General features: G+C 64.0%; 23 protein-coding genes and 1 pseudogene. 9 read left to right on the top strand and 15 right to left on the bottom strand.

The features are described from left to right. Positions 1-216: 216 nt before the first annotated feature. The 5 genes from gltP to F3J44_RS17150 form a co-directional block, all read right to left on the bottom strand. Entirely contained in the window at positions 217-1,545 is a 1,329-nt protein-coding gene (gltP, locus tag F3J44_RS17170) for a glutamate/aspartate:proton symporter GltP (RefSeq protein WP_167063955.1), read from the bottom strand. Positions 1,546-2,278: 733 nt separating this feature from the next. After that, positions 2,279-2,749, bottom strand: coding sequence for an inhibitor of vertebrate lysozyme family protein (locus F3J44_RS17165; RefSeq protein ID WP_167274297.1), 471 nt, complete (start codon positions 2,747-2,749; stop codon positions 2,279-2,281). A gap of 2 nt (positions 2,750-2,751) precedes the next feature. Continuing rightward, positions 2,752-2,913, bottom strand: a complete 162-nt coding sequence (locus tag F3J44_RS17160) for a DUF1328 domain-containing protein (RefSeq protein WP_167274294.1) — start codon at positions 2,911-2,913, stop codon at positions 2,752-2,754. Positions 2,914-2,955: 42 nt separating this feature from the next. Continuing rightward, positions 2,956-3,249 (bottom strand): hypothetical protein, encoded by a 294-nt coding sequence (locus F3J44_RS17155; RefSeq protein WP_167274291.1) that lies wholly within the window; start codon positions 3,247-3,249, stop codon positions 2,956-2,958. 177 nt (positions 3,250-3,426) lie between these two features. Further along, complete coding sequence (locus F3J44_RS17150; RefSeq protein ID WP_167274287.1) at positions 3,427-4,248, bottom strand: BON domain-containing protein; 822 nt, start codon at positions 4,246-4,248, stop codon at positions 3,427-3,429. 211 nt (positions 4,249-4,459) lie between these two features. Here F3J44_RS17150 and algB point away from each other — a divergent pair, with 211 nt between their 5' ends. Both algB and F3J44_RS17140 read left to right on the top strand, forming a co-directional pair. Next, complete coding sequence (algB, locus tag F3J44_RS17145; RefSeq protein ID WP_167063943.1) at positions 4,460-5,806, top strand: sigma-54-dependent response regulator transcription factor AlgB; 1,347 nt, start codon at positions 4,460-4,462, stop codon at positions 5,804-5,806. An 8-nt stretch (positions 5,807-5,814) separates the two neighbouring features. Further along, the gene (locus F3J44_RS17140) at positions 5,815-7,581 is read left to right on the top strand and encodes a KinB sensor domain-containing domain (protein ID WP_205299943.1); all 1,767 of its coding nucleotides are present in this window, start codon (positions 5,815-5,817) and stop codon (positions 7,579-7,581) included. A 148-nt stretch (positions 7,582-7,729) separates the two neighbouring features. Here F3J44_RS17140 and F3J44_RS17135 read toward each other — a convergent pair whose 3' ends face one another. The 7 genes from F3J44_RS17135 to F3J44_RS17105 form a co-directional block, all read right to left on the bottom strand. After that, complete coding sequence (locus F3J44_RS17135) at positions 7,730-9,349, bottom strand: EAL domain-containing protein (RefSeq protein WP_167063937.1); 1,620 nt, start codon at positions 9,347-9,349, stop codon at positions 7,730-7,732. Between the two features lie 80 nt (positions 9,350-9,429). After that, positions 9,430-10,206, bottom strand: coding sequence for an N-acetylmuramoyl-L-alanine amidase (locus tag F3J44_RS17130; protein WP_167274282.1), 777 nt, complete (start codon positions 10,204-10,206; stop codon positions 9,430-9,432). Between the two features lie 66 nt (positions 10,207-10,272). Next, positions 10,273-12,261, bottom strand: a complete 1,989-nt coding sequence (locus F3J44_RS17125; protein ID WP_167274279.1) for a diguanylate cyclase — start codon at positions 12,259-12,261, stop codon at positions 10,273-10,275. 96 nt (positions 12,262-12,357) lie between these two features. Then, complete coding sequence (locus tag F3J44_RS17120; protein ID WP_167274276.1) at positions 12,358-13,212, bottom strand: endonuclease/exonuclease/phosphatase family protein; 855 nt, start codon at positions 13,210-13,212, stop codon at positions 12,358-12,360. A 12-nt stretch (positions 13,213-13,224) separates the two neighbouring features. After that, the gene (gene dsbA, locus F3J44_RS17115; RefSeq protein ID WP_167063925.1) at positions 13,225-13,860 is read right to left on the bottom strand and encodes a thiol:disulfide interchange protein DsbA; all 636 of its coding nucleotides are present in this window, start codon (positions 13,858-13,860) and stop codon (positions 13,225-13,227) included. 153 nt (positions 13,861-14,013) lie between these two features. Then, positions 14,014-14,631: a cytochrome c gene (locus F3J44_RS17110; protein WP_167063921.1), complete on the bottom strand. Its 618-nt coding sequence runs from the start codon at positions 14,629-14,631 to the stop codon at positions 14,014-14,016. A gap of 31 nt (positions 14,632-14,662) precedes the next feature. Further along, positions 14,663-14,926 (bottom strand): cytochrome c5 family protein, encoded by a 264-nt coding sequence (locus F3J44_RS17105; protein ID WP_240158412.1) that lies wholly within the window; start codon positions 14,924-14,926, stop codon positions 14,663-14,665. A 232-nt stretch (positions 14,927-15,158) separates the two neighbouring features. Here F3J44_RS17105 and yihA point away from each other — a divergent pair, with 232 nt between their 5' ends. Further along, entirely contained in the window at positions 15,159-15,791 is a 633-nt protein-coding gene (gene yihA / locus F3J44_RS17100) for a ribosome biogenesis GTP-binding protein YihA/YsxC (protein WP_167063915.1), read from the top strand. Positions 15,792-16,242: 451 nt separating this feature from the next. Here the strand turns inward: yihA and polA are convergent, their stop codons facing one another. Further along, positions 16,243-18,999: a DNA polymerase I gene (gene polA / locus F3J44_RS17095; protein WP_370526385.1), complete on the bottom strand. Its 2,757-nt coding sequence runs from the start codon at positions 18,997-18,999 to the stop codon at positions 16,243-16,245. A gap of 65 nt (positions 19,000-19,064) precedes the next feature. Here polA and F3J44_RS17090 point away from each other — a divergent pair, with 65 nt between their 5' ends. Then, positions 19,065-19,352: a DUF2782 domain-containing protein gene (locus F3J44_RS17090; protein ID WP_167063909.1), complete on the top strand. Its 288-nt coding sequence runs from the start codon at positions 19,065-19,067 to the stop codon at positions 19,350-19,352. Positions 19,353-19,423: 71 nt separating this feature from the next. Further along, positions 19,424-20,374 (top strand): homoserine kinase, encoded by a 951-nt coding sequence (locus F3J44_RS17085; RefSeq protein WP_167274269.1) that lies wholly within the window; start codon positions 19,424-19,426, stop codon positions 20,372-20,374. Positions 20,375-20,458: 84 nt separating this feature from the next. Here F3J44_RS17085 and F3J44_RS17080 read toward each other — a convergent pair whose 3' ends face one another. Beyond that, a complete protein-coding gene (locus tag F3J44_RS17080) occupies positions 20,459-21,367 on the bottom strand; it encodes a metal ABC transporter solute-binding protein, Zn/Mn family (RefSeq protein ID WP_205299942.1) in 909 nt (302 codons plus the stop codon). Positions 21,368-21,435: 68 nt separating this feature from the next. On the opposite strand from F3J44_RS17080, the gene zur reads away from it, so the two are divergent. From zur to F3J44_RS17060, 4 genes are all read left to right on the top strand, one after another. Continuing rightward, entirely contained in the window at positions 21,436-21,921 is a 486-nt protein-coding gene (zur, locus tag F3J44_RS17075) for a zinc uptake transcriptional repressor Zur (protein ID WP_167063900.1), read from the top strand. Then, positions 21,918-22,691: a zinc ABC transporter ATP-binding protein ZnuC gene (gene znuC / locus F3J44_RS17070; protein WP_167063898.1), complete on the top strand. Its 774-nt coding sequence runs from the start codon at positions 21,918-21,920 to the stop codon at positions 22,689-22,691. The genes zur and znuC overlap by 4 nt, the downstream gene beginning before the upstream one ends. Beyond that, positions 22,684-23,466 carry a zinc ABC transporter permease subunit ZnuB gene (gene znuB / locus F3J44_RS17065; protein WP_167063895.1) on the top strand — a complete coding sequence of 261 codons (783 nt, stop codon included), beginning with the start codon at positions 22,684-22,686 and terminating at the stop codon, positions 23,464-23,466. Before znuC ends, znuB begins: the two co-directional genes overlap by 8 nt. A gap of 127 nt (positions 23,467-23,593) precedes the next feature. Next, positions 23,594-24,301, top strand: a complete 708-nt coding sequence (locus F3J44_RS17060; RefSeq protein ID WP_167063892.1) for a PA5502 family lipoprotein — start codon at positions 23,594-23,596, stop codon at positions 24,299-24,301. 86 nt (positions 24,302-24,387) lie between these two features. Here F3J44_RS17060 and katE read toward each other — a convergent pair. Further along, positions 24,388-26,526: pseudogene (gene katE, locus F3J44_RS17055) on the bottom strand (catalase HPII); the annotation flags it as partial. Positions 26,527-26,620: the final 94 nt, after the last annotated feature.

The raw sequence follows: 26,620 nt of genomic DNA, 5'->3' as shown, positions 1-26,620 counted from the left end.
TTACCCCCTGAAAAATGCCCGAATGATAGCGTATCGGCGTGCCTGGCTGGAGGCCCCGTGCTGTCGACGCGGCCCATCGCGAGCTCTGCTCGCTCCTACCAATCGTACGCAAAGCCTTTGTAGGAGCGAGCAACGCTCGCGATAGGCCGCTGCACCTTTTCGAACCCCAACAAAAAGCCCCGACAAGTCGGGGCTTTCTGCTTCAGCGGTTCAGGCTCAACGCTTGGCCGGTTCGCCAACCACAGCAGCCTGCTGCTTGTCGGCCATCAGCGAGGCGTAGTACTTCTCGCCTTTAGCTGCGTCGTACATGCCTTCCCAACGGGCAACCACCAGGGCTGCCAGGGCGTTGCCGATCACGTTCAAGGCGGTACGCGCCATGTCCATGATGCGGTCGACACCGGCGATGAAGGCCAGGCCTTCCAGCGGGATGCCCACGCTGCCCAGGGTGGCCAGCAACACCACGAAGGAAACACCCGGTACGCCAGCGATACCCTTGGAGGTCACCATCAAGGTCAGCACCAGCAGCAGCTGCTGGCTCCACGACAGGTCGATACCGTACAACTGGGCGATGAAGATGGCCGCGATGCTCTGGTACAGGGTCGAGCCATCGAGGTTGAACGAGTAGCCGGTCGGCACCACGAACGAGCAGATCGACTTCGGCGCACCGTACTTCTCCATCTTCTCGATCACGCGCGGCAGCACGGTTTCGGAGCTGGAAGTGGAGTAGGCGAGGATCAGCTCATCTTTCATGATGCGCATGATCTTGATCACCGAGAAGCCGAACAGGCGTGCGACCAGGCCCAGCACCATGAAGGCGAAGAAGGCGATGGCGAAGTACACCAGCAGCACCAGCTTGGCCAGCGGCAACAGCGAGCTGAAGCCAAAGTTGGCGACCGTCACGGCGATCAGGGCGAACACGCCGATCGGGGCGTAGTTCATGATCATGTGGGTGACCTTGAACATGGTTTCCGACACGGCCTGGAAGGTACGCACCAGCGGCTCGCGCAGGTCGGCCTGGAGGCTCGACAGGCCCAGGCCGAACATCACCGAGAAGAAGATGATCGGCAGCATCTCGCCACGCATCAGCGCTGCGAAGATGTTCGACGGAATCAGGTTCAGCAGGGTCTCGATGAACGCATGTTCATGCTGTACCTCGGCCGCGGTGGCCTGGTACTTGGAGATGTCGACGGTCCCCAGGGTGCTCATGTCGATGCCGGCGCCCGGGTGGAACAGGTTGGCCAACACCAGGCCGACGACGATGGCGATGGTGGTCACCACCTCGAAGTAGAGGATGGTCTTCAGGCCGATGCTGCCCAGTTTCTTCGCATCGCCAACCCCGGCGATACCCACGATCAGCGACGAAATCACGATCGGGACGACGATCATCTTGATCAGGCGAATGAAGATGTCACCGGCGGGCTGGAGAACGTTGCTGATCCACCAGGCCTTTTCCGCGCTGAAGTGGTTCAGCAGCGCGCCGACTGCAACGCCCAGTACCAGACCGATGACGATCTGCCAGGCGAGGCTCAGTTTTGCCTTCTTCATGTCTTTACCCTTTGTTCTAGTGGTCACGGGCACCGACCGGAAAAAGCGCGTAACAGAGCCGTTGGCAACGTCACGGGGAGCTTTTGGCTTCCGTCCGGAGACCTCATGTAAGGACACCGCGAGCGAGCGACAAGGCGCTCGTGCCAGCGAAAAAGGCCGCAACTATTGCGATGGGGGAGGCTTAAATCTAATGCCGGAAACGCATACCCCATACCGATTCGGCATGGGCTTACAGGTCAAAATGCGCCGCACGTAAGTCATTGATTTATAACGTTCGGAAATCCGAACAAGGCCAAACCGCCATATTTCGGCAGTTTTAGCGGTATGCTGAAGCGCTGAAAAACGGCTTGTTCGACAATCCGAATGGCAGAAATGCCACTTGCAAGGCACCTTGTGTGACCCTAAAAAAATTGACGTGCGGTCATCACAAAATGTGTCTTGGAGATCAATTCCTGAAAGGAATCAGCATGAGGGGTAGATGGCGCCTCGGAAGCCAGGCCTGGGTCGGGTGATTGTCAGACACCGCCACGACCTGATGCTTCCGATTCTGCCTTTTCCTGACCCGGCCCACTGATGGAGGTACTCCCTGTACCCCTAGGCCACTCCGATCCTGTAGCAATCAGAACAGCCCGGCCCCCTGGTCATGTGCCGCTCCTCCTCGAAGCGGCGCATCATAGAAGCGAGAAAGATAGAAAGGTTCCGCTTCTATTACGTGACAGCGCGTGACCGCTGGTCAGTACCACTTCGGGTCACGCTTGAGCTGCTCCTGCAGCATGGCCTTCATGCCGTCGTCCGGCTTGCCCAGCCAGCGGTATTGGGCGTGGCGGGTCGGCGACTTGTCGCTCGGCAGGCCTTCGGGCACTTCCACGAGCATCCCGTAGGCATCGTCCTTGTCCCAGCTGAACGCCACGATCAGCCGTTTGTAGGTGCAGTTGTCGGCGGTTTCACACAGCGGGCCGACGAGGTATTTGTCGCCATCCTCGGTCACCGCCGACATCTGCTGCTGGGCACTACCGGTCAGGTTGATGACCCAATCGGGCAGGCGTTCCTCGCCTTTGATCGCATGTTGCCAAGCTGCCCGGTATTCGGGGTCCGAGCCGAGCAATTGGTCGGCCCGCACCTGGCCATCATTGGCCGCCAGCGCCGCCGTACTGCCGCCCAACAGCAGGGCGGCAGCCAGGGCAGTGGATAATCCCCTGCTCATGTTCAACCTCGACCACGTCCAAAGAAGAAGGAGGCCACGAACAACACCAGGAAGACGATGAACAGAATCTTCGCGATGCCGGTTGCGGCGCCGGCGATACCACCGAAGCCCAGTACCGCAGCGGCAATGGCAATGATGAGGAAAGTGACTGCCCAGCTCAGCATGATGATTCTCCTTTCTTTGTCGAAATCGGTCCGGTGCGCGACTTAGAACACCCAGCGTTGTGCCGGTACGGCAGTGTCGACGGTGGCCGGTGAGGTATCGGCGGCAGGCCGCTGCCCGGTGGGCTCGGCTGCCTGGACCAGGGTACTGGCACGGCTCGCCTGGATTTGCGCCAGCAGGGCGGTTTGCGCCGCCACCTGGTCGGCCAGGCGCGCGGTCTGCCAGCTGTAGTAGAAGAGGCCGGCGGCCAGGGTCAGCAGCAGCGCCATCCCGAGGATCAGGAACTGGCGCACAGGCAGTGCGGCATTGCGCGAGCGGTTGACGGATGGGCGGTTCATGCCGGCTTCTCCTGCTGTAATTTTTCTATTCAAACCTGAACAGGTAATTGCAGCCTGCGTGCCAGCCTTTTTAATCCAATAAAACCCTTATAAATCAATAAGTTAAGTAATCTTGACAATTCGATTGAGGACGTATCCTGCACGATGCCCGCTGTAGCGTCGTGCGAATTGCACGATTCACCCTTGAACTTTCGTTGCCACGCGCAACAGGTCGGCGTCCACCCCCCGCACGCCGACGATCTGCCGTGCGATCTCCACGGCAATGGTCTTCTGCTCGCTGCTGACCACCTCGCCCGAGAGCCGCACCATGCCCTGTTCGCTGGCCACCTTGATATTCAAGCCATCGAGGTTGCGGCTGAAGCGGTAGCTGGTCTGGATCTTGTCCACCACCCAGCTATCGCTTGGCTGGGGGCCACTGGGTGCACCCACCGGGGTTTCCCGCGCCTTGGCCATGGCAGCAGAGTCCAGGCTCACCAGGTTGTTGACCAGGTGCACGCCATCGGTGGAGCTTGCCAGCATGCCGGCCAGTTCCTTGGCCTCGGCGCTGTCGACCTTGCCACGCAACGTCACCACGCCTTCGCTGCTCTGCACCTCGATGGCCGCCTTTTCCGTGGTGCGGCTCCACAGCAGGCGTGCACGAATCACCGCAGCCAAGGTGGCGTCCTCCAGGCGCTGGGCATAGGCGCGCAGTTCCAGCGGGCGCTCCACCAGCTGTGCATTGACGCGCAACTGGTTGTCGACCTGGTCGATGCCCCGGGTAGCCAACGCCACCTGCTCGGCCAGGTCGCGCTCGACGGCATTTTCCACTTCACCGTCCAGGCGCGCCCGGGCGTCCTCGACCTCGACCTTGATGGTGAAAGGGTTGAGTATCCGGTTCAGCGCCAGCGCCGTTTGCAACGCGCCTTGCAGGCGGGCGTCCTGCACTGGGCCTGCGAACGCCGGCACGCAATTGGACAGCAGCGCGGCCGCCAACACGGCCATTCGGGGGTTAAAGGGCATGGCTACACCTCCTTTTGTTGGCAAAAGCTGAAAATCGTCGCAACCAATGTGCCAGCGCGCACCTCTAAGGAAATCATCGGGATATCACGGCTTGGCGTTATGAATTGGCCATTGGCTAGCATGCAAAGGACAGATTCATTCAGAATTGACCATGCAACTTGCCCGATTTTTCCCACACTAAACAAAGATCTTTCCCTAAGGAGCGCAGCACATGGAATCAGCCCAGGACAACCAAGGCCGCATTCTGCTGGTGGATGACGAGTCCGCGATCCTGCGCACCTTCCGTTACTGCCTGGAAGATGAAGGCTACAGCGTGGCCACCGCCAACAGCGCCGCCCAGGCCGAAGCGTTGCTGCAACGCCAGGTCTTCGACCTGTGCTTTCTCGACCTGCGCCTGGGCGAAGACAACGGCTTGGACGTGCTGGCCCAGATGCGCGTGCAGGCGCCCTGGATGCGCGTGGTGATCGTCACCGCCCATTCGGCGATCGACACCGCCGTCGATGCCATCCAGGCCGGCGCCGCCGATTACCTGGTCAAGCCTTGCAGCCCCGACCAACTGCGCCTGGCCACCGCCAAGCAACTGGAAGTGCGTCAGCTCTCGGCGCGCCTGGAAGCCCTGGAGGGCGAAGTACGCAAACCCAAGGATGGCCTCGACTCCCACAGCCCGGCGATGATGGCGGTGCTGGAAACCGCCCGCCAGGTGGCCACCACCGACGCCAACATCCTCATCCTTGGCGAGTCGGGCACCGGCAAAGGCGAACTGGCCCGCGCCATTCACGGCTGGAGCAAGCGTGCGCGCAAGGCTTGCGTCACCATCAACTGCCCATCGCTCAATGCCGAGCTGATGGAAAGCGAACTGTTCGGCCACACCCGTGGCGCCTTCACCGGGGCCAGCGAAAGTACCCTGGGGCGGGTCAGCCAGGCCGACGGCGGCACCCTGTTCCTCGATGAGATCGGTGACTTCCCACTGACCCTGCAACCGAAACTGCTGCGTTTCATCCAGGACAAGGAATACGAGCGGGTCGGCGACCCGGTCACGCGCCGCGCCGATGTGCGCATCCTCGCCGCTACCAACCTCAACCTTGAGGAGATGGTGCGCGAGAGCCGCTTCCGGGAAGACCTGCTGTACCGCCTGAACGTCATCACCCTGCACCTGCCGCCGCTGCGCGAGCGCAGCGAGGACATCCTGACCCTGGCCGACCGTTTCCTCGCCCGCTTCGTCAAGGAGTACTCGCGCCCGGCCCGCGGCTTCAGCGACGAGGCCCGCGCCGCACTGCTCAACTACCGCTGGCCGGGCAACATCCGCGAGCTGCGTAACGTGATCGAACGCGCCAGCATCATCTGCCCGCAGGAGCGGGTAGAAATCAGCCACCTGGGCATGGGCGAGCAACCTACCGGCAATGCGCCACGGGTGGGCGCGGCATTGAGCCTGGACGAACTGGAGCGTGCGCACATCGGCGCGGTGCTGGCCACCAGCGACACCCTCGACCAAGCCGCCAAAACCCTGGGCATCGATGCCTCGACCCTTTACCGCAAGCGTAAGCAGTACAACCTATGAAGTGGCAAATGAAGCTGCGCACGCGGCTTTTCCTCAGCATCTCGGCGCTGGTTACGGTGGCCCTGCTGGGCCTGCTGCTGGGCCTGGTCAGCGTGCTGCAGATGGCCACCGTGCAGCAAGAATCGGTGCGCGAGACGACCCAGGCCCTGGAAACGGGCCTGAAGTTGCGGCAAAACCTTGGCGAGCAACTGACCTTGCTGCTGGACGAGGACACCGCGCCCACCAGCCTGGTGGCCCTGCAAGACAACTTCAAGGCACTGCTCGACCAAGGCCTGGCCCAGGGCGGTGAGCGCTCGGGCTTCAGCAAGGCCAACAGCAACTACCAGGCGTTCCTCCAGGCCTACCACGAAAGCCCGGCACCGGCCCGCAGCATGGGCGCGGAACAGCCGCTGGGAGCTGCGTTCAACCAGGTGCGCAGCGACCTGATCGACTCGCACAAACAGGCGCTGGAGCTGATTACCCGCAGTGAAGAGCACACCCGCGACCGCGCCCTGCTGGTCAGCGGCGTGCTCGGCCTGATGGGCCTGGTGGTGCTGGTGTTGGGCTTCATCACCGCACACAACATCGCCCGGCGCTTCGGCCAGCCGATCGAAGCGCTGGCCAAGGCCGCAGACCAGCTGGGCCAGGGCAACTTCGATGTCACCCTGCCCGTGACCCAGGCCATCGAGCTCAACCAGCTCACCCGCCGCTTCGGGCTGATGGCCGATGCCCTGCGCAAGCACCAGGCAACTAACGTCGACGAATTGCTGGCCGGCCAGCAGCGCTTGCAGGCGGTGCTCGACAGCATCGACGACGGCTTGCTGATCATCGACCGCCAAGGGCGCCTGGAACACCTTAACCCGGTGGCCCAGCGCCAACTGGGCTGGAGCGATAGCCGCGTCGGCAGCGCCCTGGCCGAGGCCCTGCAGCGGCCAGAGCTGGAAGCGCAACTGCGCCAGGTGCTGCGCGGTGGCAGCCTGGACCGCCCGCCCGAAGACCTGAGCATCGAGGTCGACGAAGAAATGCGCTTGCTGACCTACAGCCTGACCCCGGTCAGCCACCCGCAGGGGCCGATTCTCGGTGCGGTGATGGTGCTGCACGACGTGACCGAGCAGCGCGCCTTCGAGCGCGTGCGCAGTGAATTCGTGCTGCGCGCCTCCCATGAACTGCGCACCCCGGTCACTGGTATGCACATGGCCTTCGGGCTGTTGCGCGAGCGGGTGAAGTTCCCGCCCGAAGCACGCGAGAACGACCTGCTGGAAACCATCGGTGAGGAAATGCAGCGCCTGACCCAGCTGATCAACGACCTGCTGAATTTCTCGCGCTACCAGAGCGGCCTGCAAAAACTCGAACTGGCGCCGTGTGCCATAGACGAGTTGCTTGAGCGCGCCCTGGCACGGGCCAGTGAGCACGCGGCGGACAAGCAAATCGAGCTGGTCAAGGCGCTGGAGCCGCCGTTGCCGCGTATTCAGGCCGACATCGCGCAGCTGGACCGGGTACTCGACAACCTGCTGCACAACGCCATCCGCCATACCGCCAACGGCGGGCGCATCCGCCTGCACGCACGGCGCCATGCCGAGCGGGTGATCGTCAGCGTCGAAGATAACGGCGAGGGGATAGCCTACGGGCAGCAGGGGCGGATTTTCGAACCGTTCGTGCAGGTGGGGCGCAAGAAAGGCGGGGCAGGGCTGGGGCTGGCCCTGTGCAAGGAGATCGTGCAGTTGCATGGCGGGCGCATGGGCGTGTTTTCCCGGCCAGGGCAGGGCACCCAGTTCTACATGGCCTTGCCCGTTTGATGTCGCCTGGTAGGAGCGAGCGTAGCTCGCGATGGGGCGCACAGCGGCCCCGGGGTTTCAGCGCGGCACAGAATGGCGGGGCTGCTTTGCAGCCCATCGCGAGCTGTGCTCGCTCCTACCCGGCTTATCGCCAACTTCCCCGGAGTGCTCAAGGCTCATCATCGATCCTCACCCGCCGCGGCTGCCGCCCACGGGTCACCAGCTCGGCGAACTGCCGGGCATTGAGCGGGTGGGCGAACAACCACCCCTGCCCGTAGTTCACCCCCTCGCTGTTGAGCAACACCGCCTGCGCCTCACATTCGATGCCCTCGGCAATCACCCGCAGGTGCAGGTCATGGGCCATGCGAATGATATGAGGCGCCACGCCACTGCTGGCCGCGTCATGCCCCAGGGCATCGATGAATGCCTTGTCGATCTTCAGGCAATCCACCGGCAGGGTCTGCAAATAGGCCAGGCTGCAATAGCCCGTGCCGAAATCATCGATCAACACCTGGTGCCCCACCGAGCGCAGGGCCTGCAGGTTGTCCCGCGCCACCACTACGTCGATCAGCCCACGTTCGGTGACTTCGAAGGCAATCTGGCTGGCCGCCACCCGGTGCAGGGCCAGCAGGCGCGCCGCCACCCGGCCGATGCGCGGGGCCATCACGTCACAGGCCGCCAGGTTCACGGAAATGTACAGGTTACGGTGCGAGCGCAGCAGCTGCCCCAGCTGCTCCAGCACCCGCTGCAGCACGAAATCGGTGATCTGGCGGATTTGCCCGGTGTTCTCCGCCAGGGGAATGAACAGGTCCGGGCTGGTCAGGGTGCCGTCCGGGCGGCGCCAGCGCACCAACGCCTCGGCGCCGACACAGCGGCGGCTGTCGAGCTCGATGATCGGCTGGTACAGCACCTGCAGCTCACCACGGCGCAAGGCGTTCTGCAGCTCCGAACTCATCGAGCGGCGCTGCTGCACCAACTGCAGTACCAGCCAGCCAATGCAGCAGGCCGCCAGCAGGCTACCGGGGAACAGCAGCCAGAGCATGCCGTTCATGCGCAAGGGCAGGCTGGCGCGCGGCGCAATCAGCATCAGCTGGTAGTCCGGTGACTTGGTGGGCATGCGGTACACCAGCCGGTCACGCAACTCGAACAACGATTTATGGCTGGGCGGTGGCCAGTCGCGGGTCGGGGGCCAGGCCTGGGCCGGGCCAAGCACCGGTATCGCCCGGGTTCCCCCATCGAGCACCACCAGCAAGCTGCCGCCCGGCGGCAGGTCGACCACATCGGTCAGGTGCCCACGGGACGTGGACACCAGGAAGTTGCCCCGCGCCAGCATCAGCGCTGCCAGGTTCTCGTTGGGCTCGGTGGTGGTGTTGAGCCAGTAGCTGTAGGTGGGCCCGCGAATGTCCGGGGGCCGGGTCGGCACGAATGCCCGGTCACCGCCGCGGTTGGAGCAGGCGACATTGGCATCGACGTAGGCCGCCTCATAAATGAAGCGCGAACCCAGGCCGACCCGCTGCAAGGTCGCGATCATTGCCGGGCTGCAGCCACGCAAGGTTTGCCCCTGCAACTCGTCGACGCCTTCGCGCAACTGGCCGAAGACCTGCTCCAGGCGGTCGAGAAAGCGCTCGCCCTGGGCGTTCATCTGCGCGCTTTCGCTTTCCTTCATCTGGTGCAGGGCAATGCCAATGCTGGCAGTAAGCAATACGGCAGCGCTGGCCAGTGCTGCCAAGGTGGCCAGCATCCAGGGACGGTAAAAAAATTGGCGCAGCGCAGAAATCAGAGCAGACATGGGCAGCATCCAGTTGATTAACAAGGTATAGCAACTGGAATGGGAATCGGCCCCTGCCGTTTGGCGGGAGCCGAGAGGCCTCAGCGCATGCGGTTGAGTACCTGCAACATGGCGGCAGTCTGGGCGTCAGGCACGCCGTCGAAACGCTGGGGGCGGAAGTGCATCTGGAAGGCGGCAATGACATGCCGGGTGGCCACGTCCAGTTGCCCGGTCTGCTCGATGGCATAGCCAAAGCGCGCCAGTTCCTGCTGGTACCAGCCGACGGTTGGCGGGTTGGCGGCGAAATACATCTGCTGGCGGGCCACTGCGTTGGCATCCGGCCAGATGCCCAGGCCTTCGTCAGCCAGGCGCTTCCACGGGAACAGCGGCCCCGGGTCGAGCTTGCGCAGCGGCGCGATGTCGCTGTGCCCGATGATGTGCCGTGGCTCGATATGGTTACGCTTGACGATGTCCTTGAGCAAGGCGATCAGCGACTGCACCTGCGCCTCGCTGTAGGGGTACCAGATCCGGCCATTGGGCGTTTCGTCAAAGCCCGGGTTGACGATCTCGATGCCGATCGAGCTGGAGTTGAGCCAGGTTCGCCCCTGCCACTGGCTTTCGCCAGCGTGCCAGGCACGGCGGTTTTCATCGACCAGCTGGTAGATCGTGCCCGGGCCGTCACCGATCAGGTAATGGCTGCTCACCTCGCCATGGGTGAGCAATGCCAGGGAGCGCTCCAGGGAGGCATTGGTGTAGTGCAGCACAACGAACTGGACGCGGTTGTCCTGGTTGGCCGAGGGGTGGCTACGGTCGATGCGCAGGCCGGTCGAGCATCCGGCCAGGGCAAGCAGCAGCAATGCGGAAAAGAACGCTTTCATTGGGGGTGCCAGGTTTGCTGGGGCAGTAATGCAACATCATAACGTATGCGCAGCCCGCCCACCCGATCAGCTTTGTTCCACGCGGTTACGGCCCAGCTCCTTGGCCCGGTACAAGGCTTCGTCGGCGCGCTTGAGCACCTGGTCGCCTCGCTCGCCAGAGCGGAACGCGCTCAGCCCGATGGAGGTGGTAATCACCACCCGCTCGCCCTTGAAGTGGAACGGGCACGCCTCGATGGCCGCGCGCAGCACCTCGCTCACCTGGGCCGCCGCCGCCGGGGGCGTCTGCGGCAGCAGCAGGACGAACTCCTCGCCGCCGAAGCGGGCGATGAAGTCGCGCCCACGCAGGCGCTTGCGCAGCTGGTCGGCGACAATCTTCAGCACCTTGTCACCGGCCAGGTGGCCGTAGCTGTCGTTGATACGCTTGAAGTGGTCCAGGTCGAGAATCGCCATGGCCAGGTGGCCGCCATTTTCCTGCCAGTCGCGCATTTCATGCTCGACGCGCTCGCTCCAGGCGGCGCGGTTGGGCAGGCCGGTGAGCGGGTCGATCAAGGCTTTCTGGCGCTGCTCCTCAAGGTGCTCGCGGTAACCGAGGGCTTCCTGCTCCATGCTCGCCACCCGTTCGGCCAGCCCCTGCAGGCGCCCGGCCAGCTCCTGCTCGCGGCGGTCGCGCTCGTGCTGGTGGGCGTCCATGGTGCCCAGCAGGCCTTCCAGGCGGTTTTCCAGGATGGACTTGAGGCTGACCACATCGACTGCGCCCTGCACGCTGCTCTGCAAGCCGTCGACCTGCTCGCGCAGCTGGTGGTCCAGTTCACGTGCGGCCGAGCTGTTGTCGGCATGCCCGGCACTGGCCTCGTGCAAGTGGCTCTGGAAGCTTTCCAAGCGCTCGTTGAGTTGCTGCAGGTAAGTTTCGAATTCGTGCTGGCCGCTGTCGGTGATCGCCAGCATCAGAACCGCCAGGTCGTCGAGCACCGGAATCAGTTCGTACCAGTTCAGCCCACGCGCCACCCGTTCGCGCATATCCAGCGCCTGGGCCTTGTGCCGCTCGGGCAGGCTGAGGTCGTCCAGCAGGCCGAGCAGGGTATGCTCGATGTGCGCAGCCACCTGGCTGTACGGGGGTTCGACCGCATCGGGGAGGGCGTAGGGCCCATCTTCGCCAAACACCTCGTCAAGGGGGGGCAATGTGTCGCCATCTGCCTCGGTTTCCGGCAAGGGCACGGCCGCTTCCGGCGCGGTGACCGCCTCGGGCGCTGGCATGACTGCAGCCGCCTCGGATTCTGGCGCGGCCAAGGGCTCAGCCATCGCAGGCGGGGCCCCAACCGCGGGCTCCAGCGGTTCAACGGCAACAGCCTCGGCTTGCGGCTCGGGCACGGGCTCGGCGACAGGCTCAGCCGCAGGCACCGCATGCAGCTCATCGACATCCCGGGGCGGCAGGTCTACCAGCAGCGGCCCTTCGCGGTGGGGAAGGTCTTCAACTACGGCGACAACCGGCTGCACCGGCTCGGCCGGCGGCGCCTCGGCCTGGGGCTCGCTTTCGCGGTTGCCGAACAAGCGCTGCAGGAAACCTGGCCTGGCTTCCTCGTCGGTGCGGTTCAGCGACGACAGGGCGCGGCCCTGCAAGCCACTGAGCTCGCCCAGCAGCGGCGGCAGCTCGCGTGACTGGGCAACCCCGCCGTCGAGCTTTTTCGCCAGTTTCTTCAAGGGCCGCGACACATCGCCAGGCAAGGGCAAACCCTGCAACTGGTTGACCAGTGCGTTCAGCGCATCACTGACCTGGTTCATGCGGGTTTCGCGGCGTTGCTCGGAATCGAGCACGGCTTTTTCCAGGCGCGGGATCAACCCGGCAAGGCCGGCGTCCATGTTGTCACTGCGAATGACATCGCGCATTTCCTTCATGCATTCGTCGACCACCTTGTCGCTGCCTTCGGCGGCCAGGGTGCTGCGCACCAGGCCACGGCGCAGCAGGTCGAGGCGCGCTTCCCAGCGGCGTTCGAGCTTTTCCTGCTGTTCGATGCTTTTAAGGTATTTTTCTTTCCAGCGCTCGGCTTCTTCGGTCATGCCTGGATCCGCGACGAATGACACAACTATGGGCGGTAATTACACGCTGTCGGCGCGAAGATGCAACACTTGAGGGCGCCGTGCGGTTTTGCTGATCTAGCTCAGAGCCGGCAGCGTATCCACAGTCAGTGCATCAGGCAATCGGATCTCGACCGCAACGGGAAGATGATCGGAAATTGGCTGCGCCAGCACCTCCACCCGCTCCAGGGTCAGGCTCGGGCTGAGCAGGATGTGGTCCAGGCAGCGTTGCGGGCGCCAGCTGGGGAAGGTCGCCTCGACCTGAGGGGCAATCAGGCCCAGGTCGCGCAGGGGGGAGTGGTCGAGCAGGTCGGTGGCATGGGTGTTCATGTCACCCATGAGGATCTGGTGGCGGTAGCCGCCAATCAGCTCACGAATGTAGGCCAGCTGCAGTGCGCGGGTCTTGGCGCCGAGGGCCAGGTGCATCATCACCACGATCAGCGCGTCGGCGCCTTCGCCGAAGCGCACCAGGATCGCACCACGGCCGGCCGGGCCGGGCAGCGGGTGATCTTCCAGCAGCTGCGGTTTAAGGCGGCTGAGTACGCCATTGCTGTGCTGGGCAAAGCGCCCCAGGTTGCGGTTGAGCTGTTGGTACCAATAGGGGAAGGAGCCCAGCTGGGCCAGGTGCTCCACCTGGTTGACGTAGCCCGAGCGCAGGCTGCCGCCATCGGCTTCCTGCAAGGCCACCAGGTCGAAGTCGCCCAGCAGCTTGCCGATTTTCTGCAAGTTGCCGGCCCGCCCGGTATGCGGCAGCAGGTGCTGCCAGCTACGGGTCAGGTAGTGGCGATAGCGCTCGGTGCTGATGCCAACTTGAATGTTGAAACTGAGCAGCCGCAGGCGACCATCCTCAGGCAGGCCAGGGGCCTGCAGGTGATGCTCGTTGACCTGCGGCTGGTGCAAGCCAATGCCACGCGCGGTTCTGAAGCGGCGCATGGGGTTCGCCGCTTACTTAGCGGCGCGCTCCTTGGCAATCAGCTGGTCGGCGACGTTCAGCACGCCCTCAGGCCCGCCAGCGGTGCCCAGGTCGAAGCGGTACTTGCCGTTGACCACCATGCTCGGTACGCCGGTGATTTCATACTTCTTCGCCAGTTCCTTGGCCTGGTTGACCTGGCCCTTGATGGCGAACGAGTTGAAGGTGGCGAGGAACTTGTCCTTGTCCACACCCTGGGTGGCGAGGAAGTCGGCCATGTCTTGCGGGTCGGTCAGGCGCTTGTGCTGGTTCTGGATGGCATCGAACACGGCGGCGTGCACCTTGTGCTCCACGCCCATGGCTTCGAGGGTCAGGAACATCTGGCCGTGGGCGTCCCACGGGCCGCCGAACATGGCGGGCACGCGCTTGAAGTTGACATCCTTGGGCAGTTTGTCGACCCATGGGTTGATGGTCGGCTCGAAGTGGTAGCAATGTGGGCAGCCGTACCAGAACAGCTCGACCACTTCGATCTTGCCTGGCTGGGATACCGGAACAGGGTTGCTCAGCTCGATGTATTCCTTGCCGGCACTTGCAGGCTCGGCGGCCTGGGCGGCAGTCATACCGATAACGCTGGCAGCGACCAGCGCGGCGCTGAGAATCAGTTTACGCATGCTTTACTCCTGAGCATTCATTGGTCGCCTCGACGCCACCTGTGCTATGACCGGTGGCGAAGGGCCCGAGTTCTGTAGTGTAACGGCTGCGGATGGAAAAAAGGGCGACCCGCGCCGCCCTTTCATCTTTAGCGTTGCCGCATTAACCGAATGTTAATGCAGGCCCTGGATGTAGCTGGCCAAGGCATCGATATCGTGATTGCTCAAGCGCCCGGCAATCGTGCGCATGGTCATGGCGTCGCCGTCGTTGGTGCGGTTGCCCTCACGGAAGTCGGTGAGCTGCTTGGTCACGTACTGCGAGTGCTGGCCCCCCAGGTGCGGGAAGCCGGCCAGAGCGATGCCGGCGCCGTTGGGCGAATGGCAGCCGGTGCAGGCAGGCAGCTTGCGGTCCAGGTCGCCGCCGTTGAACAGCGCGCGGCCACGCTCGACCAGCTTGGGGTCGGCGGCGCCAACGCTGCCTTTCTGGCTGGAGAAGTAGGCGGCGATATCGGCCAAGTCCTGGTCATTGAAGTTGGCCAGCATGCCGGTCATCTCCAGCACGGTACGCTTGCCCGACTGGATGTCGTGCAGTTGTTTTTCCAGGTAGCGCTGGCCCTGGCCGGCCAGTTTCGGGAAGTTTGGTGCCAGGCTGTTGCCGTCGGGGTTGTGGCAGGCACCACAGACGGCCGTCTTGGCCTGGCCAGCGGCGGCATCGCCTTTGATGGGGTCCGCAGCAGTGGCTGCACCTGCGACACCCAGGGTCAACAGCAGACTCACGACTAGTTTGTTCATCAGCTAATCCAACACGGCTAAGGGTGAAATGTTATGTATCGGGACTGCCACTCATCCAAAGGATGACCAAACGGTAGTCCTCGGCACTGCAGTCCATGCACAATCCACGCGGCGGCATAGCCTTGAAACCCTGGGTAACATGCACCAACAGCTGCTCCATGCCTTGCGCCAGCCTTGGCTCCCATGCAGCCCGGTCACCCCTCTGGGGCGCCTGGGGCAACTGCCCGGCGTGACAAGCCGCACACGTGCGGTTGTACAACGCCTCGGGATCCTGTGTAGCCTGTGCGCTGAACATCGGCAGGAACACACCGACAGCTAGCAGCCATTTCGCCATGCGAAACGACCTGACAGGGTTGGGGGACGCGCTGCGTTCTGATGCGCGAGCTATTGTTCGACACCCCATGCCCGTTCCCCTTCGCTGGGAGAATGGGCACACAAAAACTGGGGCATTATATACTTCCGCCAACCAAACGGAAACGACACTGCTTGCCGGCCTAGGCGTTGGCAACACCCACATCGGATATCCCATGCAAGTCAAGAACCCCATCCTCGGCCTCTGCCAGAAAGCCAAATTCGCCCTCAGCGCTGCCAAGGTCGAACAATGCCCGGACGACCAGGGTTACGAGGTGGCTTTCGCCGGCCGTTCCAACGCCGGCAAGTCCAGCGCCCTCAACACCCTGACTCATGCCAGCCTGGCGCGTACCTCGAAAACCCCAGGGCGCACCCAGCTGTTGAATTTTTTCAGTCTGGACGATGAACGGCGTTTGGTCGACCTGCCGGGTTACGGTTATGCAAAAGTCCCGATTCCGCTCAAGCAGCACTGGCAGAAGCACCTGGAGGCCTACCTGGGCAGCCGTGAGTGCCTGCGTGGGGTGATCCTGATGATGGACACCCGCCACCCGATGACCGACTTCGACAAGATGATGCTCGACTGGGCCAAGGCCAGCGGCATGCCGATGCACATCCTGCTGACCAAGGCCGACAAGCTGACCCACGGCGCGGGCAAGAACACCTTGCTCAAGGTGCAGTCGGAAATCCGCAAGGGCTGGGGCGATGGCGTGACCATCCAACTGTTCTCGGCGCCCAAGCGCCTGGGCCTGGAAGAAGCCTACCGGGTGCTGGCCGACTGGATGGAACTGGAAGACAAGCCCGTCGCCTGACAGCACCGCACTTCCGGTAGGAGCGAGCGCAGCTCGCGATGGGGCGCGCAGCGGCCCCAGGTTGTCAGCTTCGCGGCTGATGATGCCGGGGCTGCTTTGCAGCCCATCGCGAGCTGCGCTCGCTCCTACAGGGCCGGGTGATTAAGGGAGTGCCTCAGGTCAAATTCCGGGCAAAAAAAACCCCGGACTTCGTATGGGGAGGGGGAAGTTCGGGGTTCAAATCTGGACCGCTAGGGCGGGGTCCAGGTATCTGCCAACACTTAACACAACATAGGAGCATCGAAAGGCTTCACCAGCCATTCAGTTACTCTGAGTTCCACTTCACCGGTTTAGTTCCGAAGCCCTCAAAACTATTTGCGATAGTTTCATGAAACTCCGGATCTAGTGGCATCGAGCCATGCCAGGATCCGCGTCACTACGCCGCAGATCCTACACAGCTTTCCCAGCTCAATCAGTGAGCTTCATCCCAATTCGCACCAACACCTACTTCGACCAGCAGCGGCACATCCAGTTTTGCGGCATTGCTCATGTGCTGGCGAATTTCATCTTTCACCTGCTCCAGCAGTTCCTCGCGCACCTCCAGCACCAGTTCGTCGTGCACCTGCAGGATCACCCGGGCGTCCAGGCCGCTGGCCTGCAGCCAGTTGTCCACATTGACCATGGCGCGCTTGATGATGTCGGCGGCCGTGCCCTGCATCGGCGCGTTGATCGCCGTGCGCTCGGCACCCTTGCGCAGGGCCGGGTTCTTGGCGTTGATGTCCGGCAGGTACAGGCGGCGGCCGAACAGGGTTTCGACGAAGCCCTGCTCGGCGGCCTGGGCGCGGGTGCGCTCCATGTAGGCCAGCACGCCTGGGTAACGGGCGAAGTAGCGGTCGATGTAGTCCTGGGACTGCTTGCGGTCGACGCCGATCTGCTTGGCCAGGCCAAAGGCACTCATGCCGTAGATCAGGCCGAAGTTGATGGCCTTGGCGCTGCGGCGCTGGTCGGTGGTGACGTTCTCCAGGGCCACGCCGAACACTTCGGCAGCGGTGGCGCGGTGCACGTCGAGGTCGTTGCGGAAGGCATGCAGCAGGCCTTCGTCCTTGGCCAGGTGGGCCATGATGCGCAGTTCGATCTGCGAGTAGTCCGCAGCCAGCAGCTTGTAGCCGGGGCTGGCGACGAAGGCCTGGCGAATGCGCCGGCCCTCGGCGGTACGAATCGGGATGTTCTGCAGGTTCGGGTCGCTGGACGACAGCCGCCCGGTGGCCGCCACGGCCTGCTGGTAGGAGGTGTGGATACGCCCGGTGCGCGGGTTGATCTGGCCCGGCAGCTTGTCGGTGTAGGTGCTCTTGAGCTTGCTCAGGCTGCGGTACTGCATCAGCACTTCCGGCAGCGGGTAGCCCTGCAGGGCCAGGTCGTCGAGCACGGCTTCGGCGGTGGACGGCTGGCCTTTAGCGGTTTTGCTCAGCACCGGCATGCCCAGCTTGTCGTAAAGGATCGCGCCCAGCTGCTTGGGCGAACCCAGGTTGAACTCCTCGCCGGCCAGCGCGTAGGCACGCTGCTCCAGTTCGGCCATCTTCACGCCCAACTCGCCGCTTTGTACGTTCAGCAGCGCAGCGTCCACCAGCGCGCCTTGGCGCTCGATGCGCGCCAGCACCGGCACCAGCGGCATCTCGATGTCCATCAGCACCGGTTGCACGCTCGGCGTTTGCGCCAGGCGTGCCTGCAGCGCGTGGTGCAGGCGCAGGGTGATGTCGGCGTCTTCGGCCGCATACGGGCCGGCCTTGTCCAGGTGGATCTGGTTGAAGGTCAGCTGCTTGGCACCCTTGCCGGCGATGTCCTCGAAGGCGATGGTGCTGTGCTCCAGGTACTTCTGCGCCAGGCTGTCCATGTCGTGACGGGTGGCGGTGGAGTTGAACACATACGACTCCAGCATGGTGTCGTAGGCCACGCCACGCATGTCGATGGCCGGCGAGCCATTGGCCAGGATGTTGATGTCGTACTTGGCGTTCTGCCCGACCTTGGCCTTGGCCGGGTCTTCGAGCAAGGGCTTGAGGGCCAGCAGTACGGCCTCGCGGTCCAGCTGCTGGGGGGCACCTTCGTAATCGTGGGCCAGCGGCACGTAGGCCGCCTCATGCGGATTGACCGCGAACGACAGGCCAACCAGTTGCGCCTGCTGGGCGTCGAGGCTGGTGGTTTCGGTGTCGAAAGCGAACAGCGGCGCCTGGCGCAGCTTTTCCAGCCAGGCGTCGAAACGGGCCTGGTCGAGAATGGTTTCGTAGGTGGGTTCCACAGGGGCAGCCGGTGCTTCAACGGGTGCCAGGTCACTGCCGGCCTTCACCGCGTCGCGCTGCACGTCGGCGATCCAGCTCTTGAACTCCATCTCGGTGTACAGCGCGAGCAGGGCTTCGCGGTCGGGCTCGCCGCACACCAGCGCCTCGACCTCGACATCCAGTGGCACGTCGCACTTGATGGTGGCCAGCTCGTAGGACAGGAACGCGGCATCACGGTGTTCCTGCAACTTGGCCGGCAGGGTCTTGGCGCCGCGAATGGCCAGGGTCGGCACCTTGTCGAGGTTGGCGTACAGGTCGCTGAGGCCTCCGCCGATACCGGTCAGCAGGCCCACCGCGGTTTTTTCGCCCACGCCCGGTACGCCCGGAATGTTGTCGACCTTGTCGCCCATCAGGGCCAGGAAGTCGATGATGTGCTCGGGGCCGACGCCGAATTTTTCGTGCACGCCGGCCACGTCCAGCACGCTGCCGGTCATGGTGTTGACCAGGGTCACGTGGCCGTCCACCAGCTGCGCCATGTCCTTGTCGCCGGTCGAGATGATAACCGGGCGGCCCTGGGTGGCGCTGCTGCGGGCCAGGGTGCCGATCACGTCATCGGCCTCCACCCCTTCCACGCACAGCAGTGGGTAGCCCAGTGCGCGCACGCTGGCGTGCAGCGGCTCTACCTGCACCCGCAGGTCGTCGGGCATGCTCGGGCGGTTGGCCTTGTAGTCGGCGTACAGGGTGTCGCGGAAGGTGCCGCCCTTGGCGTCGAACACCACGGCGAACAGGCTGTCGGGGTATTGCCGGCGCAGGCTCTTGAGCATGTTCAGCACCCCCTTGACCGCGCCGGTGGGCATGCCCTTGGAGGTGGTCAGTGGCGGCAGCGCGTGGAAGGCGCGGTAGAGGTAGGAGGAACCGTCCACCAGGACGAGAGGCGCTTGGCTCATGAGCAGAATCAACCTTTTCGGCGGGTCCGGAGCTAGAATAGCCGGATCAATGACGACAAAGGGACTAGGTTATCATGCGTACACTCAATCGCCTGTTAGTGCTGGGCCTGCTGGCCACCATGCCAGTCGTCACCCTGGCGGCGGAAGACGCCCCCTCGGCCGATCCCGAGGTGACCATTCGCACGGAAGGCGACAAGACCATCCAGGAATACCGCCAGAACGGCTTCCTGTATGCGATCAAGATCACGCCGAAAAACGGCAAGCCGTATTTCCTGGTACGCGCCGATGGCTCTGATGGCAATTTCATTCGTTCCGACCAGCCGGACATGCTGATTCCGTCCTGGAAGATCTTCGAGTGGTAAGCTGACGCGCGCACCGTTCACATCAACCCGGCACTTCCCGGCGGAAGTGCCCGTATGGGCTTTTTTTCATCATGTCAGTCTTCACCCCCGTGACCCGGCCTGAGCTGGAAACCTTTCTGGCGCCGTACGAGCTGGGCCGTCTGCTCGACTTCCAGGGCATTGCCGCCGGTACCGAGAACAGTAACTTCTTCGTCAGCCTGGAAAAGGGTGAGTTCGTCCTGACGCTGGTCGAACGCGGCCCGGTCGAGGACATGCCGTTCTTCATCGAGCTGCTGGACGTGCTGCACGGCGCCGACATGCCGGTGCCCTACGCCCTGCGCGACCGCGACGGCAACGCCCTGCGCGAATTGTGCGGCAAGCCGGCGCTGCTGCAGCCTCGGCTGTCGGGCAAGCACATCAAGGCGCCCAACGCCCAGCACTGCGCCCAAGTGGGCGAGCTGCTGGCGCACATTCACCTGGCCACTCGCGAGCGCATCATCGAGCGCCGCACCGACCGCGGCCTGGACTGGATGCTGGCCTCCGGCGCCGAGCTGCTGCCGCGCCTGAGCGGCGAGCAGGCTGCGCTGCTGCAGCCGGCACTGGCGGAAATCACCGCGCACAAGGCGCAGATCCTGGCCTTGCCACGGGCCAACCTGCATGCCGACTTGTTCCGCGACAACGTGATGTTCGAAGGCACGCACCTGACCGGCGTGATCGATTTCTACAACGCCTGCTCGGGCCCGATGCTGTATGACATCGCCATCACCGTGAACGACTGGTGCCTGGATGAACACGGCGCAATCGATGTGCCCCGGGCCCAGGCGCTGCTGGCGGCGTATGCCGCATTGCGGCCGTTTACCGCGGCCGAAGCCGAGCTGTGGCCGGAAATGCTGCGGGTGGGTTGCGTGCGCTTCTGGCTGTCGCGCCTGATTGCCGCGGAATCGTTTGCCGGGATGGATGTGATGATCCATGACCCACGCGAGTTCGAGGTGCGCCTGGCGCAGCGCCAGCAGGTGGCTTTGCACCTACCGTTTGCCCTTTGAACCGCATCGCGAGCTGCGCTCGCTCCTACAAGGCCACAATTCCCGGTAGGAGCGAGCGCAGCTCGCGAAAGGGCCGGAACAGGCTTACAACTGTTCCAGGCACCCGGCCAAATCACCACCCAGCTTCTCGAGCAACCGCTCATACCCCGTGGCATCCACCGGGTCGGTGCCGCCCAAGGCATCCAGCTCGGCCAAGCGCACCGGCAAGCCAGCCGTCAACGTCTCGGCCAGGCGCGGGCGCAGTGGCGGCTCGCTGAACACGCAGGTCTTGCCCACTTCCATCAGGCGCTTGCGCATCGCCGCCACGTGCTGCGCGCCCGGCTGCACCTCCGAGGCCACGCTGAACACCCCGGTATGCTGCAGGCCATAAGCCGACTCGAAGTAATCGAACGCCTCGTGGAACACGAAGTACGGCTTGCCGGCAATACCCGCCACCCGCGCCTTGATGCGCGCATCCAGGCCGTCCATACGCGCACTGAACGCCTTCAGGTTGGCCTGGTAACGCGCCGCATTGGCAGGGTCCGCTGCCGCCAGGTCCGCGGCCATCTTCGCCGCGATCACCCGGGCGTTGAACGACGACAACCACAGGTGCGCATCCAGGCTGCCGGGGCGGTGGTCGTGGTCATGCTCGTCCTGGTCTGCCTCCTCGTGGGAATGGCTGTCCTCGCCGAAATGGCGCAGCTTCATGCCCGGCAGCGATTGCACAGCCACCGTCGGCTTGCTGCGGGTGCCCAGCACGCGGGGCAGGAAGTTCTCCATGTCCGGGCCAATCCAGTACAGCAGGTCGGCATCGCCCACCTTGCGCACGTCGGAGGGGCGCAGCGCATAGTGGTGCGGCGAGGCGCCCGGCGGCAGTAGCACGTCGGGGCTGCCGACACCGTCCTGCACGGCGGCGGCAATCTGTTGCAGGGGTTTGATACTGGTCAGCACACGCACGTCGGCCTGGGCCGAACAGGCGATGAAAGCGACAAAAAGCACTAGGAATCGGGACACGATCAATACTCGACTCGTCAGAAACAGGTAACATAATAACGTCTCCATCCAGAACCGTCGCCGCCCATATGTCCATTACGCCGCTGGCTCACCGTCCCCACGATCATTCCCATTGCGTGCACAGCGCCCTGGCTGAAGCCGAGGTGCTCTGTACCCGCCAAGGCCTGCGCCTGACCGCACTGCGCAAGCGCGTGCTGGAACTGGTGTGGCAGAGCCACAAGCCGCTGGGCGCCTACGACATCCTCGCCGTGCTCAGCGAACAGGACGGCCGCCGCGCCGCGCCGCCCACCGTATACCGTGCCCTGGACTTCCTGCTGGAAAACGGCCTGGTGCACCGCATCGCCTCGCTCAACGCCTTCATTGGCTGCAGCCACCCCGAGCACGTGCACCAAGGCCAGTTCCTGATCTGCCGTGAGTGCCATGTGGCCATCGAGCTGGAGCAGGACAGCATCAGCGACGCCATCGTCGCCAGCGCCAAGGGCGTGGGCTTCAGCGTCGAGTCGCAAACCGTGGAAATCGTCGGCCTGTGCGCCAACTGCCGGAGCGCGGCATGAGCGAGGCCCTGATCCGCCTTGAGCAGGTCGGCGTCACCTTTGGCGGCGAGGCGGTGCTCGACAGCATCGACCTGACGGTCGCCCCGGGCCAGATCGTCACCCTGATCGGCCCCAACGGTGCAGGCAAGACCACCCTGGTGCGCGCCGTGCTCGGGCTGCTCAAGCCCCACCGCGGCACGGTGTGGCGCAAGCCGAAGCTGCGCATCGGCTACATGCCGCAAAAGATTCAGGTCGATGCCACGCTGCCGCTGTCGGTACTGCGCTTCCTGCGCCTGGTGCCCGGCGTAGACCGCGCGGCAGCCTTGTCGGCGCTGCAGGAAGTGGGCGCCGAGCAGGTTATCGACAGCCCGATCCAGACCATTTCCGGGGGCGAGATGCAGCGCGTGCTGCTGGCCCGGGCCTTGCTGCGCGAGCCGCAACTGCTGGTGCTCGACGAGCCGGTACAAGGGGTGGACGTGGTCGGCCAGACCGAGCTGTACAACCTCATCACCCGCCTGCGCGACCGCCACGGCTGCGGCGTGCTGATGGTTTCCCACGACCTGCACCTGGTGATGAGCGCTACCGACCAGGTGGTGTGCCTGAACCGTCACGTGTGCTGCTCGGGCCACCCCGAACAGGTCAGCAACGACCCGGCGTTCGTCGAGCTGTTCGGCCAGAATGCGCCGAGCCTGGCGGTCTACCACCACCATCACGACCACAGCCACGACCTACATGGCTCGGTCATCGCCCCTGGCACCCATGTTCACGGAGAGCACTGCAAGCATGGCTGATTTTCTTCTTTACGCCTTGCTTGCGGGTTTGTCCCTGGCAGTGGTGGCCGGCCCGCTCGGCTCCTTTGTGGTGTGGCGGCGCATGGCCTATTTCGGCGACACCCTGTCCCATGCCGCGCTGCTGGGCGTGGCCATGGGCTTCGTGCTGGATGTCAGCCCGGCGCTGGCGGTGACCGTGGGCTGCCTGCTGCTGGCGATCCTGCTGGTCACCCTGCAACAGCGCCAGCCGCTGGCGTCCGACACCCTGCTCGGCATCCTGGCCCCCAGCACCCTGTCGCTGGGCCTGGTGGTGCTGAGCTTCATGCACGATGTGCGCATCGACCTGATGGCCTACCTGTTCGGTGACCTGCTGGCCATCAGCACCACCGACCTTGCCTGGATCCTCGGCGGCAGTGCCCTGGTGTTGCTGCTGCTGGCGGCGCTGTGGCGGCCGCTGCTGGCGATTACCGTGCATGAGGAGCTGGCCATGGTCGAAGGCCTGCCGGTGGCGGGCCTGCGCATGGCGCTGATGCTGCTGATTGCCGTGGTGATCGCGGTGGCGATGAAGATCGTTGGGGTGCTGCTGATTACCTCGCTGCTGATCATTCCCGCCGCTGCGGCGCAGCGTCACGCCCGCTCGCCCGAGCAGATGGCGCTGGGTGCCAGCCTGCTTGGGATTGCCGCCGTGTGCGGCGGCCTTGCCATGTCCTGGTTCAAGGACACCCCCGCCGGGCCATCGATCGTGGTCTGCGCGGCGGTGCTATTCTTGCTGAGCCTGGCCCTGCCAAAACGCTGAAAACCGGGGTGTGCGCAGGCACACCCTGCAACCTTTTCACGGGTAAAGGGTCTGTAAGACCTGTTTTCGAGCGTGCGCACCTGGGTGTAGACTTGCTCGCTTTTTGCGCAAATAGAGAGTCGCAGGAATGAAGCCGTTCGCATCCCGTTATCTGCTTGTTGCCGCGTTTTCCCTGTTCCTGGCCGCTTGCTCCAGTGCGCCGGTGGAACAGGCCGATGCACCTGCCCAAGCCGATGCCTGGCAGCAGCTGCAACAGAGTATCGCCAGCAACGAGCTGGCCACCGCCGAAGACCAACTGGCCACCCTGCAGGCGCAGTCGCCCGGCGACGCCCGCCTGGAGCCCTATCAGCGCCAGCTCGCCGAGGCCTATCTGCAACGCAGCCAGATCGTGCTGCAGAAGGGCGATGTCAACGCCGCCGCCACTGCCCTGGCCCGCGCCCGTGCACTGATGCCACAGGCGCCGGCGGTCACCGGTGGCGATGCCGTGTCCCAGGCGCGCAAGGCCGAGCTGGAGAAAGCCGAGGCGGCATTGAAGGCTGCCGAGGCCAAGCCCCAGGCCCGGGTGATCGACCCGACCGCACCAAGCACCGTGGTGGCGCTGAAAACCACCGACATCCGCGCGATGCGCCGCCAGCTCGACGAAATTGCCAAGGACGTGGTGAATTACCAGTGTGACGTGGTGTTCCAGGTGCCACGGACACAGGATGCGCCGTGGCTGAAAAGCCTGCTGGAGAAGCGCGTGCACAAGCTCGATGGCGATTTCAAGCTGAAGCAGAAGCATGAGATTCAGCGCTCGATGCCGGCCCAGGTGGTTCTGGTTCCGCACCAGCGTTAAGGCCCTTATCGCGACCTGGCGGTCGCTCCTACCGCAATCTCCTGGTAGGAGCGACCGCCAGGTCGCGATGGGCTGCCGAGCAGCCCTTAGGCCGGCACCGCCTCCGCCGCTGCCTCCCGCTCCCAAACCCGATGCCCCTCCACGGCTTTGACAAAGGCATCCACGCTCTTCTGCTCATCCCCCAGCAGCAGCCCCTTGTCCTCCTTGAGCCCCAGCCCGCTCAACAGATCCTTGGTCAACACCATGGCCTTCAGGTGCTTGTACCCTTCCAACAGAAAATGCTTGGCCAACCCGCTCGAAGCCAGGGCCTTGTCCACCCCCTTGGGCACCACGATCCCGTCGAACATCACCGACGGCATCCCCTCCATCGACGCATCCACCGCCAAGGCCTTGCCATCTGCCGCCCTCACCGGCGCCGAGGTCGGCCCCAACAGCATCGGCCTGGCGCTTTCGGCTTCCAGCGCCTTCACCAGCGTATCGACGCTACCGCTGTCCACGCCATCGGCCACCAGCAGGGCGATCTTGCGCCCCTTGATGCCCACATCCCCCGGGTGGCTCATCTGGCTCAAGGCCTTGGACTTCGCGGGTTTGCCACCTTTCACCTTGACCGTACCCTGCTTCGGCGCAGGCAGCCCCAGGTTGCCCGCCACCGCCGCCGCCAGCTTCAGGTCGATGTTGGCCAGAATCTCGTCAACCACCCGCTGGCGAATGTGCTCGCGCTCCACCTTGCCCAGCTCGAAGCTGTAGGCCTTGATGATGTGCTGCTGCTCGGTGGGGCTCATGCTGTGGAAGAACAGCTGCGCCTGGGAGAAGTGGTCGCCGAACGACTCGCTGCGCTGGCGGATCTTGTGCGCGTCGATGCGCTCCTGGTAGCTCTCGAAGCCACCATCCTGGGCGGCAGGCGGCGTTTCCCGGGGCCAGCCGCCATCGATGGAGTTGGGCTCGTAGGAAGCCCGGCCCTTATCGATGGTCATGCGGTGCATGGCATCGCGCTGGCTGCTGTGGTTCGGCGCCACCGGCCGGTTGATCGGGATTTCATGGAAGTTCGGCCCACCCAGGCGGCTGATCTGCGTGTCGGTATAGGAGAACAACCGGCCCTGCAGCAGCGGGTCGTTGGTGAAATCGATGCCCGGCACGATATGGCCCGGGCAGAAGGCCACCTGCTCGGTTTCGGCAAAGAAATTGTCTGGGTTGCGGTTGAGCACCATCTTGCCCAGCTTGGTCACCGGCACCAGCTCCTCGGGAATCAGCTTGGTCGGGTCGAGCAGGTCGAAGTCGTACTTGTGCTCATCGGCCTCGGGCACGATCTGCACGCCCAGCTCCCACTCGGGATAATCGCCGGTTTCGATGGCGTCCCACAGGTCGCGGCGGTGGTAGTCGGTGTCCTTGCCCGCCAGCTTCTGCGCCTCGTCCCACAGCACCGAATGCACGCCCTGGCGCGGCTTCCAGTGGAACTTGACGAAGCTGGCCACGCCCTGGGCATTGATCAGGCGGAAGGTGTGCACGCCAAAGCCTTCCATCATCCGCAGGCTGCGCGGGATGGCGCGGTCGGACATGGCCCAGATCACCATGTGCGCCGACTCCGGCACCAGCGAAACGAAGTCCCAGAAGGTGTCGTGGGCCGAGCCGCCGGTGGGCATCTCGTTGTGCGGTTCAGGCTTCACGGCGTGCACGAAGTCGGGGAACTTGATCGCATCCTGAATGAAGAACACCGGCATGTTGTTGCCAACCAGGTCGAAATTGCCTTCATCGGTATAGAACTTCACGGCAAACCCGCGCACATCACGCACCGTGTCACCTGAACCCCGGGGGCCCTGCACGGTGGAAAAGCGCACGAACACCGGGGTGATCTTCTCCGGGTCTTGCAGGAAACCCGCCTTGGTCAGCTCGGCATGGCAGCCGTAGCTCTGGAAGTAGCCGTGGGCACCGGTGCCGCGGGCATGCACGATACGCTCGGGGATGCGCTCATGGTCGAAGTGGGTGATCTTCTCGCGCATGATGAAGTCTTCGAGCAGCGACGGCCCGCGCGCGCCCGCCTTGAGGCTATTCTGGTTGTCGGCGATCTTCACCCCGTGGTTGGTGCGCAGCGCCTGGCCGGTGGCATCGCTGCGAAACGCCTCCAGGCTCTGCAACTTGGCATTGGTGTTGGCCCGGTCAGGGGTCTGGGTACCGGCGGCCTCGCTGTGCTTGGGCGCGTCCGTGGGTTTGTTCGGCATGGTCGGCTCTCCTCATCAGTCTTCAGGCGTGCCCTCGAAGGGCTTGTGCAAGTAGTGACTGGAGGGCTTTGCCGAGCGTTCAATCAGGATTACCGGTTGTCGC

This window comes from Pantoea sp. Tr-811 (assembly GCF_011752535.1).
Lineage (GTDB): Bacteria > Pseudomonadota > Gammaproteobacteria > Pseudomonadales > Pseudomonadaceae > Aquipseudomonas.
The sequence above is the reverse complement of the archived record's forward strand: the minus strand, read 5'-3'. Positions and strand labels throughout refer to the sequence as shown.

Coding starts and splice junctions, on each gene's coding strand:
- gltP (WP_167063955.1), bottom strand. CDS start 1,545: ATGAAGAAGGCAAAACTGAGCCTCGCCTGGCAGATCGTCATCGGTCTG.
- F3J44_RS17165 (WP_167274297.1), bottom strand. CDS start 2,749: ATGAGCAGGGGATTATCCACTGCCCTGGCTGCCGCCCTGCTGTTGGGC.
- F3J44_RS17160 (WP_167274294.1), bottom strand. CDS start 2,913: ATGCTGAGCTGGGCAGTCACTTTCCTCATCATTGCCATTGCCGCTGCG.
- F3J44_RS17155 (WP_167274291.1), bottom strand. CDS start 3,249: ATGAACCGCCCATCCGTCAACCGCTCGCGCAATGCCGCACTGCCTGTG.
- F3J44_RS17150 (WP_167274287.1), bottom strand. CDS start 4,248: ATGCCCTTTAACCCCCGAATGGCCGTGTTGGCGGCCGCGCTGCTGTCC.
- algB (WP_167063943.1), top strand. CDS start 4,460: ATGGAATCAGCCCAGGACAACCAAGGCCGCATTCTGCTGGTGGATGAC.
- F3J44_RS17140 (WP_205299943.1), top strand. CDS start 5,815: ATGAAGCTGCGCACGCGGCTTTTCCTCAGCATCTCGGCGCTGGTTACG.
- F3J44_RS17135 (WP_167063937.1), bottom strand. CDS start 9,349: ATGTCTGCTCTGATTTCTGCGCTGCGCCAATTTTTTTACCGTCCCTGG.
- F3J44_RS17130 (WP_167274282.1), bottom strand. CDS start 10,206: ATGAAAGCGTTCTTTTCCGCATTGCTGCTGCTTGCCCTGGCCGGATGC.
- F3J44_RS17125 (WP_167274279.1), bottom strand. CDS start 12,261: ATGACCGAAGAAGCCGAGCGCTGGAAAGAAAAATACCTTAAAAGCATC.
- F3J44_RS17120 (WP_167274276.1), bottom strand. CDS start 13,212: ATGCGCCGCTTCAGAACCGCGCGTGGCATTGGCTTGCACCAGCCGCAG.
- dsbA (WP_167063925.1), bottom strand. CDS start 13,860: ATGCGTAAACTGATTCTCAGCGCCGCGCTGGTCGCTGCCAGCGTTATC.
- F3J44_RS17110 (WP_167063921.1), bottom strand. CDS start 14,631: ATGAACAAACTAGTCGTGAGTCTGCTGTTGACCCTGGGTGTCGCAGGT.
- F3J44_RS17105 (WP_240158412.1), bottom strand. CDS start 14,926: ATGTTCAGCGCACAGGCTACACAGGATCCCGAGGCGTTGTACAACCGC.
- yihA (WP_167063915.1), top strand. CDS start 15,159: ATGCAAGTCAAGAACCCCATCCTCGGCCTCTGCCAGAAAGCCAAATTC.
- F3J44_RS17090 (WP_167063909.1), top strand. CDS start 19,065: ATGCGTACACTCAATCGCCTGTTAGTGCTGGGCCTGCTGGCCACCATG.
- F3J44_RS17085 (WP_167274269.1), top strand. CDS start 19,424: ATGTCAGTCTTCACCCCCGTGACCCGGCCTGAGCTGGAAACCTTTCTG.
- zur (WP_167063900.1), top strand. CDS start 21,436: ATGTCCATTACGCCGCTGGCTCACCGTCCCCACGATCATTCCCATTGC.
- znuC (WP_167063898.1), top strand. CDS start 21,918: ATGAGCGAGGCCCTGATCCGCCTTGAGCAGGTCGGCGTCACCTTTGGC.
- znuB (WP_167063895.1), top strand. CDS start 22,684: ATGGCTGATTTTCTTCTTTACGCCTTGCTTGCGGGTTTGTCCCTGGCA.
- F3J44_RS17060 (WP_167063892.1), top strand. CDS start 23,594: ATGAAGCCGTTCGCATCCCGTTATCTGCTTGTTGCCGCGTTTTCCCTG.